Genomic DNA, 14,183 nt, shown 5'->3' on the forward strand with positions numbered 1-14,183 from the left:
TTATTGTAGCTAATGTTTGCCGAGAAAACTACCACATTCAAGCCTCAGTCGTTTAAGATTCCATTAAAAAAAGGATCCCCGAGCGCTTTCAGGAATCCTTTCTCCGAATTAATGTGTCATTTGATTATTTGAATGAGTAGTTTGGTGATTCTTTAGTGATTTGCACATCGTGTGGGTGCGATTCACGCAAACCAGCACCACTCATCTTGATAAATTGTGCTTCGTTACGGAGTGCGATGATATCTTTAGCACCAACGTAACCCATACCGGAACGCAAACCACCAGCCATCTGGTAAAGAATACCGCTGACGCTACCTTTGTATTCCACGCGTCCTTCAATACCTTCTGGCACCAACTTGTTGGCTTCGTTCACTTCGCCCTGGAAGTAACGGTCGGATGACCCTTTTTCCATGGCACCGAGACTACCCATACCACGGTATGTCTTGTAACGACGACCTTGGTAAAGTTCCAATTCGCCCGGTGATTCTTTAGTACCAGCGAGCATAGAACCGAGCATTACTGCGTGGCCACCAGCAGCTAAGGCTTTGACGATATCACCGGAATATTTAATCCCACCGTCAGCGATAATCGGTTTATTGAATTCATTCGCTACCGTTGCGGCATCGTAAACGGCTGTGATCTGAGGAACACCTACCCCAGCAACCACACGTGTTGTACAGATCGAACCAGGACCAATACCGACTTTAACAACGTCGACACCGACTTCGTACAAGGCACGCGCACCTTCACCTGTTGCGACGTTACCGGCAATCAATGTCACGTCTGGGAATTGGTCGCGAATTTCTTTGACTTTGCGGATAACACCAGCAGAGTGTCCGTGTGCCGTATCGATAACGATCGCATCCGCCCCCGCTTCGATCAATGCTTCGGCACGCGTAAACGTATCAGAAGTTACACCAACTGCTGCCCCACAGAGTAAGCGTCCCTGACTGTCCACAGCAGCGTTTGGATGTTCTTCGGCGTTAATGATGTCTTTGAACGTAATCAACGCTTCGAGACGGTTATTGTCGTCAACGAGCGGTAATTTTTCGATACGGTTCTGTTGTAAGATGTGTTTGGCTTCTTCCAACGTGGTGTTAACTGGTGCGGTAACCACGTTTTCAGTACTCATGACAGAACTGATCGGTTGATCCTTGTCTTCAACGAAACGCACGTCACGCGTCGTCAAAATACCTTCCAAATGACGGTCATCTTCGCTGTCGATGATCATGACCCCACTGATGCCTTTTTCAACCATTAATTGTTCGGCTTTTTTGATTGAATCGTTCGGAAATAGGTAGTAGATATCCTGAATAATTCCGTTAACCGCATTCTTAACTTTTCTGACTTCGTTGGCTTGCTGTTCGGTAGTCATGTTCTTGTGGATGATACCCAAACCACCTTCGCGCGCCATCGCGATTGCCATTTCAGATTCGGTTACTGTGTCCATCCCTGCAGAAATGATCGGCAGGTTCAAGTGGATACTATCAGATAAATCAACGCCTAATTCTACTTCGTTTGGTACAACGTGACTTTCAGCCGGCACCAATAATACATCATCAAATGTTAATCCTTCTTTTTGAAACTTTGTCTCCCATGCAGACATGATTTGCGGACACTCCTTTGCTATACCTTTGTGACGTTCGGCTTTTGATGACTCAACGGTTAATTGTTTTAACGACTATAATAGCAAATTTTTTAGTGATGTCAACGTTTTTTACTTATTAAATGAACATTTATTGAATATTTTGTTTTTAAAGTTCGATATTATGCGATTTTAATTCGTCAGCGATTGCTTTTTTTAAGGCTGCTTCATCAACCTCTTCCTCAAATACGGTGTCACCAACGATAACGGTTGGAATTTTAGTAATGCCGAGCTGTTCCGCTTCCGCGAGTACGCGCGCGTGACGTTCATCAGCGCCCGCCTGCTCTAAGAGGCCCTGCGCTTCAGCGAGCATTTGGATCGCATCCGCCGTCTCAAACGGACGCCATTCTTCGAAATGTTTGGCGAAATGATGAACCCAGGCGTAGGCTTTGGCATCATCGCCGTACGGTAAGTAGCGGTTCAACACACCACCTAAACGCAAGACCCCGCGATCGAAATCGCAATGCTTCAATACACGCTTCACCTGCCCTGCTTCAATCCAATCTTTGAGCAGCGGCGTACGCTCGATCTCGTAGTTACGGCTGTCCGGGCAACGCAAGTTAATGTATTCATAGATCGTTACCGGTGCCTTTGGATCCCCAACCACGATCGTATCTTTCATACTGATTTGCTGCGTATCAACTATCATCATATCCCTCCTTACATCTAGTATACGTATTCGATGCGCCAATGAAAATAACTGTGGTAAAATGGGGAATATGTCAGATCTCCTGACACATCCAGAAACAGATTAGAAAGTGAGGCTTTTGAGCTAAGATGGCAGATTTTATTCCCGTAATCATCGGAACCGATTTGAATACCTATCATATGGGTGCCTCTTTCCACGAAGCATACGGTGTAAAGCCTTATCTCATCGGCCAGATGAAACTCGGCTACACCAAATACAGTAATATTTTTCAGAAAACAAAATTAGTTGAACATTTATCGAGCGACCCTGAGGTGTTCGTCAAAGCGTTAATCTACTACGCCCACGAACTCCACTACGACAAACAGCCGCTCGTACTCGTTGGGACGAACGACGAATACGTCCGCCTCATCATCGAGAACCAGGAAGCCTTGAAGCCGTACTACCACTTCCGCGTGCTCTCTGAAGACATGCTGAATATGATTCAAAACAAGGCGAGCTTCTACGAATTGGCCGAAAAACACGGTCTCGATATTCCGGACACTCAGATCTACCAAATGGGTGACCCGATCAACTTCGAGATTAAGCAGTTCCCGGTCATTTTGAAACCGAACAACAGTGTCGAATATAACGCGCATCCGTTCCCAGGCAAGGCGAAAGTTTATCGTCTCAACAGCATGACGGAAATCAAGAACACGATCGAAAACATCGCGAGTGGTGGCTACAGCGGTAAACTCTTGATTCAGGAATACATCGAAGGGGACGACACCTATAACTGGGATTCCGTCGTCTACATGAATGGCGACAGCGAAGCGCAGTTCGTCTCACTCGGACAGGTCGCACTCCAAGAACACCAATCGACCGCGATCGGTAACTACACCGCGATCCTCTCACGCTACAACCGTCCGCAAATGGAAAAACTCAAAAAATTCCTCGAAGACATCCACTACGTCGGCTTCGCAAACTTCGATATGAAGTACGACAAGCGCACAGACACGCTAAAAGTCTTCGAAATCAACGTGCGTCAGGGCCGTTCCAGCTACTACGTCACACAGACGGGACACAACCTCGCCAAATATCTCGTGGACGACGTAGTCTACCACAAATCCCACGACTGCACATTCATCAATGCGGAAAATCTATTCTCCGTCGTACCTAAGTACATCTTGGACAACTACATCCAGGATCCACAGATTCACGACGAAGCGATGACATTGATCAAAAACAACCAGTGGGGTAATCCGTTATTCTACAAGAACGACCATCACCCACTGAGAAAACCATACCTCGCCGTGCGTCAGTACCGCTACCGCGACAAATACAAAAATGCCAAATGGTAATCACCCATAAATAACGGACCCCCAGAGATTAGCGAATACCGCTGACTCCTGGGGGTTTTTATGTGTCTATCTATTGAATGATTGTTATAGTTTCTCATATTTTGTACCGCGACCACGACCGATTTTTTGAATTAAATTTTCTTCGATCAGCTGATCTAATGCCCTAAGCGTTTTTCTTTTTTCAAAACCAGCCTGTGCTTCAATATCAGATCGACTCAAAGCCTTACGATGTGACAACAACTCTAAGACCACAGCTGCACTCTCACTCACACCTTGAACAGTATCCGTCAGCAAGGGTAACCGAATGACGATAGCATGCGCTGACACATGAAAGAGTGGCTGTTTAACTTTGCCTTCGTAGAGTGATTTAATGCGTTTTATGCCTGTTCCAAAACGTTCAATCAACCCTAAACGATTGAATAAACTACCGATTTTTTCATTTCGTAGAATCGAAATCTGTCCATTGACATATTCCGTTTCACTGATACCACGCGGCAACCCACCAGGTGAGGAGATTTCAATATAATCATCATACAGCTCAACCTTAATGGCAGCTGAAATGCTCCAATCACTATGCACTAATGCATTCGCAATCGCTTCTCGGAACGCATCTTCTGGTATCAGTTCTACTTTTTGACGATAAAAACCTTCAATTTTTTCTTATTGATAGTAGCGTTGATATATCGCAATCGCTTCAACTCTTCGCAGTCAGCAATCGGCAGACTCGATGAATCACGTCGCATATACGCTTTGTCCTTATATAAGTAAGGTTTATACTCTCCTTCGAACACCTTCAAGACAACCAGCTGCCGATCCTCATCAATTTCTAGCTGATATTCTGGGCGTGGCGTAATACTGTCGTTGATTTTATTCTCAATATTTAATGCGATAGTATTCAAATCCTCGAGATTCAAGGAACAGCCGTTATCATCCACACCAAACAAAATGGTACCATCATTATAATTCGCATAGGCACTCACCGTTTTTAAAAAACATCTGATACTTTTGATTTGAATTCTAAATTATACGTTTCACAGTCATTCATCGTCTCACCTCACATATTTATCGTAGCAATCCTTACGCAAAAGTGAAACGTAAAATTTTACGATTCACTTTTCGTTGCATTTTGATACGTATTTACGTTTCAAGTGCAACGTAAAATGCAACGTAAATTTTTAAGTCTCAAAACAGAACCAAAAAACGCACCTCCCGCTGTTAGGCAAGTGATGCGTTTCAATCTTATAGACTCACAAAGTTTTTGCTTTTTCTGAAGTAGTGACGGCCGATGAATGCCAAAACCGCAATGACGAGGTAGAGGAACGTAGGGAGGAGTGGGTTCCAGCGTTCCGGAACGATGGCGACCACCATCGTCAAGATAAACAACCAGATCGCTACGGCTGCGAAAGACACGAGTAAGTATTTCGGAATCCCGCGTTGGCCTTTCGGTGCGTTCATGTTCGGTTGGTATTTGGCGAGAATGCCCATCGCGATTCCGCCACAGAAGAAGTTGACGATCATCGCAATCGGGCCAAACATCGCACCACCTGCTGCGCTGGCTGCTTCGGTTGCGGTTGCGTTAAACAACTGCATCAAGGCAGCCAATGCCGCAAATAGAGCGGTAATGAAGAGACCGCTATCGACCACTTGATCCCAGAATGTCGGCGGTGCGAGTTCTTCTGGTGTCGGAGCACTCTCCACAAATTTCACGAGATCCGTTGGCGTCCCGTAAATCTGATTCGCCGTTTCGCTGTTCTTCTGCCCTTCAACCAAACGGGTTAGAATCGCGTTATCCACTTCATCCGGCTGGCGTTCTTTGCGGTACGTGTGCCCTTCCATCAATTTATGGAACTGATGGAAAAAGGCCTGATTCTTGTTAGTGAGCTGTTTTTCAAGTTCTTTGTTTTGCGCGATCAGCTGTTTTTGACGCTCAGCACTCTCGCGTTTTTCTTCTTCAGTTTGTTTTTTCTCAAATAGAGCCATGAAATCCTCCTAAACGTTGAAGCGGAAAACGATGATGTCGCCGTCCTGAACGACATAATCCTTACCTTCAGAGCGGTATTTACCGGCTTCTTTGGTTTTAGACATGCTTCCGGCTGCCATTAAATCTTCATAAGAAACGGTTTCGGCGCGGATGAAGCCGCGTTCGAAGTCGGTATGGATGATCCCAGCGGCCTGTGGGGCTTTGGTGCCTTTCTTGAACGTCCAGGCACGACATTCATCTTCACCTGCTGTGAAGAAGGTTTCGAGCCCCAAGAGTGCGTAAGCATGCTTGATTACGACATCCAATCCGGATTCTTCCAACCCGTAGTCGGCCATAAACATTTCGCGTTCTTCCTCATCGAGTCCGGCGAGATCTTCTTCCAAACGCGCAGAAACGACCACGACTTCAGCACCTTCCGCATCCGCGATTTCACGCACTTGTTGAACGTATTCGTTGTCACCAGTTGATGCGGTGTCTTCGTCGACGTTTGCGACGTAAAGTACCGGTTTAATCGTTAGTAAGAAGAGCTGTTTCACGAACGGTGCTTCTTCTTCGGTAAATTTAACCGTACGTGCTGGCAGACCATCTTCCAATGCGGCTTTTAATTTTTCTAAAACACCAGCTTCAACGACCGCATCGTGTTGCTTTGATTTTGCAGCTTTGACGGCTTTTTCGTAACGTTTGTTGACAGATTCCAAGTCGGCCAAAATCAACTCGAGGTTGATCGTTTCGATATCGTCCTTCGGTGAAATACCACCGCTCACGTGGGTGATGTTTTCATCATCGAAACAACGTACCACATGACAGATGGCATCCACTTCACGGATGTTGGCGAGGAATTTGTTTCCGAGCCCTTCACCCTTAGAGGCACCTTTCACGATACCAGCAATGTCGGTAAACTCGAACGTTGTCGGTACCGTACGTTTCGGTTGATACATCTCACTCAACTTCGTGAGGCGGTCATCTGGCACTTCCACGACACCGACGTTCGGGTCGATTGTTGCGAATGGGTAGTTGGCCGCTTCAACGGATGATTTTGTAATCGCATTAAATAAAGTAGATTTACCGACGTTCGGTAAGCCTACGATTCCCGCAGTTAATGACATAGACTATTTTCACGCTTCCTTTTCATTTTCTTCCTGAGCTGATTGAATGACGGTCTTCATCTTGCGATTGAATTCGCGTCTAGGCATCATGACCGACTGCCCGCATCCTTGGCATTTGATGCGGATATCGGCACCTAGGCGAATAATTTTCCACGAATTCTCACCACACGGATGGGGTTTGCGCATACGAACGACGTCATTCAAATCGTAATCTTTATTGACCATCTCGATCCCTCTCAATCATCAATTCGAATCTCTAAAATATCCAAAATACGCATCAGATCGTCTTCAGATAAATATTCAATCTCAATCTTACCGTGATCGCCACGATCTTTAATCTGAACGTTCGTTCCAAATTTATCCATCAAGCGATCCTCATTCTCTCTGAGATACGCTGGACGTTCAACGACCGGTTTCACTTCGATTTTATCGGCCGGTTCGTTTAATGCACTAACTTTCTTCTCGAGCTCACGGACGGTCATCCCCTCTTCGACCACTTGATGCGCGAGGCGTGACTGTTCCTTTTTACTCTTGAGCCCGAGCAAGGTGCGCGCCTGTCCAGCTGATAGTTTGCCTTCTTGAACGAGCTGTTTCACATCATCGTTCAAGTCTAAAAGTCTGAGCATATTCGCGATGTAGGAACGACTCTTTCCGAGGCGTTCAGACGCTTGTTTCTGAGTGATATTCAGCTGATCCATCAAACGACGGTACGCTGCCGCCTCTTCGAGTGGTGTGAGATCCTCACGCTGTAGATTTTCGACAACCGCTAACGCAATCATCTGTTCGTCGTTCAGCTGGCGAACGATCGCTGGGATCGTCGTCATCCCTGCCAGTTGACTCGCACGCGTGCGACGTTCGCCGGCAATGAGCTCATAGCCTTTGACAGACGATTGACGCACAATGATCGGCTGCAGTAAGCCGGATGCTTTGATCGATTCCGCCAGTTCCGCTAACGCCTCTTCATCAAAATGTTGGCGCGGCTGATACGGATTCGGACGGATGTCCTTGATCGCAAGTTCCTGCACACTTTCATTAGGGACGGAATCGTCGGTTAAATCATCGATATACGTCTGTTGACGCGGTTCCGTCGGTGTTTCTGTGGTTTCATCGTTCAACGCGGATAACGGATCGGAAAATAGTGCATCGATCCCACGTCCCAACCCTTTATTCTTCTTACGCTTGGTCATTGTTTTCGAGCACTTCCTTTGCCAGTTGGAGATAGACTTCGGCACCTCGCGAATTCTTATCATAATCAATAATCGCCTGCCCGTAACTCGGCGCTTCGGAGAGACGAACGGTACGTGGAATCATGGTCTCGTAGACCTTCTTGCCGAAGTAACGGCGCACTTCTTCGATGACTTCCTTACTGAGGTTGGTTCGTGTATCAACCATCGTCATCAATACCCCTTCAATCTTCAAGTCGGAATTGAAGTGTTTCTGAACGAGTTGAATGGTACTCAATAACTGGCTCAACCCTTCCAATGCGTAATATTCACTCTGCACTGGAATCAGTACGCTATCCGCTGCCGTGAACGTATTAATTGTCAAGTTCCCGAGCGCTGGCGGACAGTCAATAAAGATAAAGTCATAATCGTCTTTGATCGCTTCGACCGCATACTTCATCAAGCGTTCACGATGCGCCATCGAAGACAATTCAACTTCACCACCCGCCAACTGAATCGTCGCTGGGACAATCTGCATATTTTCGCGTGACGTATCCACGATGGCTTCTTTGATTTCGACATCGTTAATCAATACATCGTAGAGATCATGCGGTACTTCGGATTTATTGACACCGAGTCCACCCGTCGCATTCCCCTGCGCGTCACTATCGATCAAGAGAACCTTCTTACCTTCGTAAGCGATACTCGCTGCTAAATTAACCGCGGTCGTGGTTTTACCGACACCGCCCTTTTGATTGGCGATAGCGATGACCTTTCCCATGGTTTAACCTCCCTTATCATTAAAAAAAGGAACGAAGGCGTCTCCGTTCCCTCGCATTCATTCAGGGATGATACACCCATCCCCTCGCTGTTGTATTCCTATCTATTGTATCAAAAAATACCACTAATTTTAAAAAGTTATTCAGACAACCGACGAATTATTATTCACCGATCGCCTGTTTATTCGGCGTCCCTGCTTTTCTCGGGTAAGTATTCGGCGTCGACTTTACTTTTTTCACGGTAATGATGTGACGTTCGCCCTCTTCACCCGGTAATTCCAACGCGCGATCGTTCGTCGTTTTGCCGCCGAGTACGTTGAGCGCTTTTTGGGCCTGTTCGAGCTCGGCTTCGCCCTTGCTGCCTTTCATCGCGATAAATGTGCCATCAGGTTTCACGAACGGCAAGCAGTACTCACTCAATACCGTCATGCGTGCCACTGCACGTGCCGTCACGACATCGAACTGTTCGCGGTATTTTTTATCACGTCCAACGATCTCCGCACGGCCGTGAACTGTCGTCATCCCTTCCAAACCGAGCGCTTCGATCACGGTATCTAGGAACGTCATGCGTTTCTTCAAGCTATCCAGTACTGTGATTTCCAGTTCAGGTAAAGCGATCTTGAGCGGAATACTCGGAAAACCAGCTCCGCCACCGACATCGAGAAGCGTACGGACGTCCAATAATTCCTGCAGTTCTGGAATCATCGTCAACGAGTCGTAGAAATGTTTCAGATAAACGTCTGGTTTTTCGGTAATCGCTGTTAAATTCATTTTCTGGTTCCATTCAACCAGCAAGTCGTAAAACTGTTCAAATTGTTCGAGTTGTTGAGCTGTCAGTTCGACACCGAGGTCCTTGACAGCGGTTTTGAATGCTTCTGTATCCATATTTTCCTCCAAAAGCTATAGCGTCCCCTCCAGTATAACAAGAAAAACGCGCGAAACCATACCGCTCACCGTTATGTTTCTCGAATAACGGGTGACCTATAGAATTTTTTAGCGATGTTAGAAAACGGTGCATGAAGGCATTTGATACGATTACTTCGTGTATTCAAAAAATAATCGCTTCTTAAGCAGTTACATTGCATTGATGCTCAAATCCTTGTACAACAATCGTTCACAAATAGTAACGCTATCCAGATTGTTGCTTTTTCTTATATTTGTGTCAGTAAGTGATATGCGAAAGAGTATTCTATGATATAATCGGTTTACCAATCTTCATCGTTTTAGCGTGTGGTTTCATCTACTATGAAAATCGCAAACACAAAACAGGTGGTTCACCGCTAATTCCGGTACATCTTTTCAAAAACAAACGCTTCGCTGCGTTAGTTTTCGTTGTTATTGCGGTTATCGCCCTATTGATATCGACATTTGCCCTCAAGGTAGACAGCAAAAACTAATCATTAACATTCACTATCCTCAATCACTGATCGGTGGTTAAGGATTTTTTTTGCATCCATTACGATGAAGGCACACATTTGTGCTATCATCGATAGATATGTTCATATTTATTATTTTTTAGAAAAGGAGAAATGCTATGAAAGCTATACCACGCGAGCAACTGCGAGAGTTACCCGCAAATAAACGTATTGCTATTCTTATTGCTTGTTGTTTTTATATGGCTTTTACATGGTCATCTGTCGGCGCTATTTCTGCTTTAACAGTTCCCATTCTTGAACAGTATAATGCCGTTGAGTTTTTCTCACTAACAACTGTTATTAGTACGATTGGGATGCCAATTATGACGCCAATCGGTGGGAAATTGAGTGATATTGTTGGACTCAAAAATATGTTACTCTACCCGCCAATTATTGCCGGTGTCCTGTTATTACTACTACCGTACGCACCATCATTCGTGATATTCACGATCATTCAATTTGTAATTACATTGATGATCGGTGCCTATCTCACCAGTCCTTACGTTATCGTTAAGTTCTTAACCGATCAGCAAAACGTGCCACGCTTCATGGGTTTCCTAGCTAGTGCGATGGCACTCGGAACATTCCTCGGACCGCTGTTGGCTGGTTTCTTATACGATCGAGACATGCTTGCGCTTGCTATCAGCATTACCGCCATTTTTCCATTTATTGGGGCAGCCATTATTTTTACGGTAATGCCTAAAATGCAAGGAAACAAGAATATTTCATTCGATACCATTGGTGCCTCGTTAATGGTAGTCACACTGATCTTATTCGTGTACGTGTTCAATAGTTTGCCTGCAGTCGGTTGGTCGAGCCCAACAATCTTTATCGGTCTACCCGTTCTGAGCGTCCTCGGCGCCGTATTTGTTTACTATGAAAACCGTTTACACAAGAATAGCGGTGCACCGTTAATTCCGGTTCACTTATTCAAAAACACACGATTCGCAGTATTAATTATCGTTGGGATGGCATGTTTCTGTTACTTAACACCACTCATGTCATACAGTTCAACCGCAGCTTATCAGTTGATGAATGCTGATAGTCAAATCGTCGGTTTGTTCCCACTGCCACGTACCATTTTGACGATCGTGTTACCAGCGATTGTCGGTACCTGGGCTGGTAAGAAACAGAGAAACCTTTGGAAGGCCATTTTAATCACTGCAGCTTCAGAAACTATCGCGTTTTTACCGTTGATTTTCATCTCGTCATCAACGCCTGTATGGATTTTCTTCTTTACATTCGCAATGTGTGGGCTCTCTGAACCTTTCCGTTCCGTATCCCTCACACCAGCTGCGCAACAGTTACTTTCACCAGAAGACCTCTCTGCAGGTACAGCCGTAATTAACTTTGCGAACTCATTATCATCCGTCATCAGTGCATCGTTCGCGACATACCTCTTCGGAATCAGTAGCGACCCAACAGTCGGTTTCCGTTCCGTCTTCGGTATGCTTGCAGCGATCACATTTATCGGATTATTGATTACTTTATTCGGTCTCAGACCACGTAAAAATTAATCATTAATAAATACACCCCCGGGCTAGTTTTAAGTGCCCGGTTTTTTTAATGCGATGAAAAGTCAACATGTTTTTTATGCGTATATTATAAAATATGTGTCTGAATAATTTTCACAATATATATGTTATATTTATCTACAAATCTGTCAGATATTCATTTCTATGGCACTAACCTTTGTGATATAATCAAAGAATAGATATATTAATAGTTTTTTAGAAAAAGGAGAAATGCTATGAAAGCTATACCCCGCGAGCAACTTCGTGAGTTACCCGCGAGTAAGCGAATGACGATTTTACTTGCTTGTTGTTTATATATGGTCTTTGTCTGGTCATCAGTCGGTGCGATTTCTGCCGTAATGATGCCAGTCTTAGAACAATACGATGCGGTTGAGTTCTTCTCACTCACCACCGTGATCAATTCGATCGGGTTACCAATCATGACCCCAATCGGTGGGAAGCTGAGTGATATTGTGGGATTGAAAAATATCTTAATTTTCCCACCAATCGCCGCAGCTATCGCGCTCATCGTTTTACCGTTTATGCCATCATTCTGGCTCTTCACCATCGTGCAAACCTTGCTCAGTTTGATGATCGGTGCCTATGTTACTGGGCCTTACGTCATCGTTAAATTCTTAACGGATGAACAGAACGTACCGAAATATATGGGATTCATTGCCAGTGCGATGGCGCTCGGCACATTCCTTGGCCCACTGTTGGCAGGATTCTTTATCGATCGTGGGATGTTGGCACTGTCTATTAATATTACAGCGATTCTACCGATTATCGGTGTGTTACTGATTATGTTTGTCATGCCACAGACAAAAGGTAACCCGGACATCTCGTTTGATGGTGTCGGTGCAACATTGATGCCACTGACTGTCGTTTTGTTCGTGTTCCTCTTCGATCGTTTACCTGTCGTTGGTTGGTCTCATCCAATCATCTACATCGGTATGCCGATCCTTCTCGCGATGATCGCAGGTTTCGTTTCCTACGAAAGTCGTCGCCACAACAACGGTGAGTCACCATTGATTCCTATATATCTCTTCAAAAATGTACGTTTCACTGCGTTGACTTTCGTTGGGATGGTAGCTTTCTGTTACTTAACCCCGCTGATGTCTTACAGTTCAGCTGCTGCTTATCAGTTGATGAATGCTGACAGTCAGATGGTTGGGTTATTCCCACTCCCACGTACCATTTTAACGATCATTTTACCTGCGATCGTTGGTGCTTGGGCCGGTAAGAAGCAGCGCAATCTTTGGACATCAACGGTCGCTACTGCATTGTTTGTAACAATCGGATTTATTCCATTGATGTTCATTTCATCATCTATGCCTGTATGGATCTTCTTCTTCACGTTCGCAATGTGTGGGATCTCCGAACCTTTCCGTTCTGTATCCATTACACCAACTGCGCAACAGTTGTTATCACCAGAAGAACTCTCTGCCGGTACTGCGTTAGTAAACTTCTCTAACTCATTATCTGCCGTTATCAGCTCATCATTGGCAACTTACCTCTTCGGTGTTACCAATGATCCTGTCGCTGGTTTTAGATCCGTATTCAGCATGTTAGCCATTATCGGGTTTGCTGGTGTGATCGTAGCACTCTTTGTGCTCAGACCTAGCAAGAAATAAGCAATAAATACAAACAACCCCTAGTTGCTTCTGTGGCAGCTAGGGGTTTCTTTATGCATTCAGATTAATTATTTACGTTCTTCTTCTTTATTAAAAACGCAATGAACAATAAGACATAAAAGATTACTTTCTTCATCAAAAATGCCTCCCTTAATACTTTTTAAGTATCTAATAGAAGTAAATGCAATCGATAATTTTAAAAAATTATACCGGAAATCCTCTTGAGAACAATATTTCTATATTCAGACAAAGCAATTCTTTAGTATTTGTTACTAATTATCGCTGTAAAAGACATCAGCTGTCACTCTGGAGTTTCATAATCACGAATCAACTAGATAAAGCATAGGCTAATATTTGTTACTCTATATCGTCTCTTATCAGACATTTACAACAACTATATCTAGAAAGGATAGATAATATAAAAATATGAAGACAAGAAAAAACTCCCACCATCAGGGTGAGAGCAACTACACGAAGCTACAAACGGGATTTGAACCCGTGACCTCCGCCTTACCAAGGCGACGCTCTACCAACTGAGCTATTGCAGCAAGGATTCATATCTAGGAATCAGACTCCGCAAGTAGGACTCGAACCTACGACATCTTGATTAACAGTCAAGCGCTTCTACCAACTGAGCTATTGCGGAATAAAATAAAAAACACTGCACGGCAACGTCCTAGTCTCACAGGGGGAAACCCCCAACTACCTTCGGCGCTAAGAAGCTTAACGGCTGTGTTCGAGATGGGAACAGGTGGATCCTTCTTGCCATTGCCACCGCACAATGTTTTTTATTGGAGCGTTATTCGCTCAAAACTGAATCAATCAACTACGCTAACCATTTCGTATCATCATTGCTTATCCGTTGGATAAGTCCTCGAGCGATTAGTACTTGTCCGCTTCATCTGTCACCAGACTGCCACTCCAAGCCTATCAACCTGATCGTCTCTCAGGGCTCTTACT

At 44.8% G+C, this 14,183-nt stretch carries 13 protein-coding genes, 2 tRNA genes and 2 rRNA genes; 3 read left to right on the forward strand and 14 right to left on the reverse strand.

The window, feature by feature from the left end; translation table 11 throughout:
- Positions 1-124: 124 nt before the first annotated feature.
- A complete protein-coding gene (gene guaB / locus ACWOEX_RS05085; RefSeq protein ID WP_455298462.1) occupies positions 125-1,606 on the reverse strand; it encodes an IMP dehydrogenase in 1,482 nt (493 codons plus the stop codon).
- 148 nt (positions 1,607-1,754) lie between these two features.
- Positions 1,755-2,297: a thioredoxin domain-containing protein gene (locus ACWOEX_RS05090; protein ID WP_455298464.1), complete on the reverse strand. Its 543-nt coding sequence runs from the start codon at positions 2,295-2,297 to the stop codon at positions 1,755-1,757.
- 125 nt (positions 2,298-2,422) lie between these two features.
- Between ACWOEX_RS05090 and ACWOEX_RS05095 the strand changes: the two genes are divergently transcribed.
- Positions 2,423-3,631 carry a carboxylate--amine ligase gene (locus ACWOEX_RS05095; RefSeq protein ID WP_455298466.1) on the forward strand — a complete coding sequence of 403 codons (1,209 nt, stop codon included), beginning with the start codon at positions 2,423-2,425 and terminating at the stop codon, positions 3,629-3,631.
- 84 nt (positions 3,632-3,715) lie between these two features.
- Here ACWOEX_RS05095 and ACWOEX_RS05100 read toward each other — a convergent pair whose 3' ends face one another.
- The 8 genes from ACWOEX_RS05100 to rsmG all read right to left on the reverse strand — a co-directional run bounded on the left by ACWOEX_RS05100 (position 3,716) and on the right by rsmG (position 9,545).
- Entirely contained in the window at positions 3,716-4,210 is a 495-nt protein-coding gene (locus ACWOEX_RS05100) for an ATP-binding protein (RefSeq protein WP_455298468.1), read from the reverse strand.
- A gap of 47 nt (positions 4,211-4,257) precedes the next feature.
- Entirely contained in the window at positions 4,258-4,611 is a 354-nt protein-coding gene (locus tag ACWOEX_RS05105; protein WP_455298470.1) for an AlbA family DNA-binding domain-containing protein, read from the reverse strand.
- A 259-nt stretch (positions 4,612-4,870) separates the two neighbouring features.
- The gene (locus tag ACWOEX_RS05110) at positions 4,871-5,611 is read right to left on the reverse strand and encodes a DUF1129 domain-containing protein (RefSeq protein ID WP_455298472.1); all 741 of its coding nucleotides are present in this window, start codon (positions 5,609-5,611) and stop codon (positions 4,871-4,873) included.
- A gap of 9 nt (positions 5,612-5,620) precedes the next feature.
- The gene (gene ychF, locus ACWOEX_RS05115; protein ID WP_455298473.1) at positions 5,621-6,718 is read right to left on the reverse strand and encodes a redox-regulated ATPase YchF; all 1,098 of its coding nucleotides are present in this window, start codon (positions 6,716-6,718) and stop codon (positions 5,621-5,623) included.
- A 9-nt stretch (positions 6,719-6,727) separates the two neighbouring features.
- The gene (locus tag ACWOEX_RS05120) at positions 6,728-6,943 is read right to left on the reverse strand and encodes a DUF951 domain-containing protein (protein WP_455298475.1); all 216 of its coding nucleotides are present in this window, start codon (positions 6,941-6,943) and stop codon (positions 6,728-6,730) included.
- Between the two features lie 11 nt (positions 6,944-6,954).
- Positions 6,955-7,905: a ParB/RepB/Spo0J family partition protein gene (locus tag ACWOEX_RS05125; protein ID WP_455298476.1), complete on the reverse strand. Its 951-nt coding sequence runs from the start codon at positions 7,903-7,905 to the stop codon at positions 6,955-6,957.
- Complete coding sequence (locus tag ACWOEX_RS05130) at positions 7,892-8,662, reverse strand: ParA family protein (RefSeq protein WP_455298478.1); 771 nt, start codon at positions 8,660-8,662, stop codon at positions 7,892-7,894. Before ACWOEX_RS05130 ends, ACWOEX_RS05125 begins: the two co-directional genes overlap by 14 nt.
- 160 nt (positions 8,663-8,822) lie before the next feature.
- Entirely contained in the window at positions 8,823-9,545 is a 723-nt protein-coding gene (gene rsmG / locus ACWOEX_RS05135) for a 16S rRNA (guanine(527)-N(7))-methyltransferase RsmG (protein ID WP_455298480.1), read from the reverse strand.
- A gap of 649 nt (positions 9,546-10,194) precedes the next feature.
- Here rsmG and ACWOEX_RS05140 point away from each other — a divergent pair.
- Both ACWOEX_RS05140 and ACWOEX_RS05145 read left to right on the forward strand, forming a co-directional pair.
- On the forward strand, positions 10,195-11,592 hold the full coding sequence (locus ACWOEX_RS05140; protein ID WP_455298481.1) for an MFS transporter: 1,398 nt from the start codon (positions 10,195-10,197) through the stop codon (positions 11,590-11,592).
- 233 nt (positions 11,593-11,825) lie between these two features.
- A complete protein-coding gene (locus ACWOEX_RS05145) occupies positions 11,826-13,223 on the forward strand; it encodes an MFS transporter (RefSeq protein WP_455298483.1) in 1,398 nt (465 codons plus the stop codon).
- Between the two features lie 475 nt (positions 13,224-13,698).
- Here ACWOEX_RS05145 and ACWOEX_RS05150 read toward each other — a convergent pair.
- From ACWOEX_RS05150 to ACWOEX_RS05165, 4 genes are all read right to left on the reverse strand, one after another.
- Positions 13,699-13,771 (reverse strand) — tRNA-Thr (locus ACWOEX_RS05150).
- Positions 13,772-13,795: 24 nt separating this feature from the next.
- Positions 13,796-13,869 (reverse strand) — tRNA-Asn (locus tag ACWOEX_RS05155).
- Positions 13,870-13,886: 17 nt separating this feature from the next.
- A 5S ribosomal RNA gene (gene rrf / locus ACWOEX_RS05160) occupies positions 13,887-14,002 on the reverse strand.
- 83 nt (positions 14,003-14,085) lie between these two features.
- Positions 14,086-14,183 (reverse strand): 23S ribosomal RNA (locus ACWOEX_RS05165); the annotation flags it as partial.

This window comes from Aerococcus vaginalis, assembly GCF_053762225.1.

Excerpts from the sequence above, each read along its gene's own strand:
- guaB (WP_455298462.1), bottom strand. The coding sequence starts at position 1,606 with ATGTCTGCATGGGAGACAAAGTTTCAAAAAGAAGGATTAACATTTGAT.
- ACWOEX_RS05090 (WP_455298464.1), bottom strand. The coding sequence starts at position 2,297 with ATGATGATAGTTGATACGCAGCAAATCAGTATGAAAGATACGATCGTG.
- ACWOEX_RS05095 (WP_455298466.1), top strand. The coding sequence starts at position 2,423 with ATGGCAGATTTTATTCCCGTAATCATCGGAACCGATTTGAATACCTAT.
- ACWOEX_RS05110 (WP_455298472.1), bottom strand. The coding sequence starts at position 5,611 with ATGGCTCTATTTGAGAAAAAACAAACTGAAGAAGAAAAACGCGAGAGT.
- ychF (WP_455298473.1), bottom strand. The coding sequence starts at position 6,718 with ATGTCATTAACTGCGGGAATCGTAGGCTTACCGAACGTCGGTAAATCT.
- ACWOEX_RS05120 (WP_455298475.1), bottom strand. The coding sequence starts at position 6,943 with ATGGTCAATAAAGATTACGATTTGAATGACGTCGTTCGTATGCGCAAA.
- ACWOEX_RS05125 (WP_455298476.1), bottom strand. The coding sequence starts at position 7,905 with ATGACCAAGCGTAAGAAGAATAAAGGGTTGGGACGTGGGATCGATGCA.
- ACWOEX_RS05130 (WP_455298478.1), bottom strand. The coding sequence starts at position 8,662 with ATGGGAAAGGTCATCGCTATCGCCAATCAAAAGGGCGGTGTCGGTAAA.
- rsmG (WP_455298480.1), bottom strand. The coding sequence starts at position 9,545 with ATGGATACAGAAGCATTCAAAACCGCTGTCAAGGACCTCGGTGTCGAA.
- ACWOEX_RS05140 (WP_455298481.1), top strand. The coding sequence starts at position 10,195 with ATGAAAGCTATACCACGCGAGCAACTGCGAGAGTTACCCGCAAATAAA.
- ACWOEX_RS05145 (WP_455298483.1), top strand. The coding sequence starts at position 11,826 with ATGAAAGCTATACCCCGCGAGCAACTTCGTGAGTTACCCGCGAGTAAG.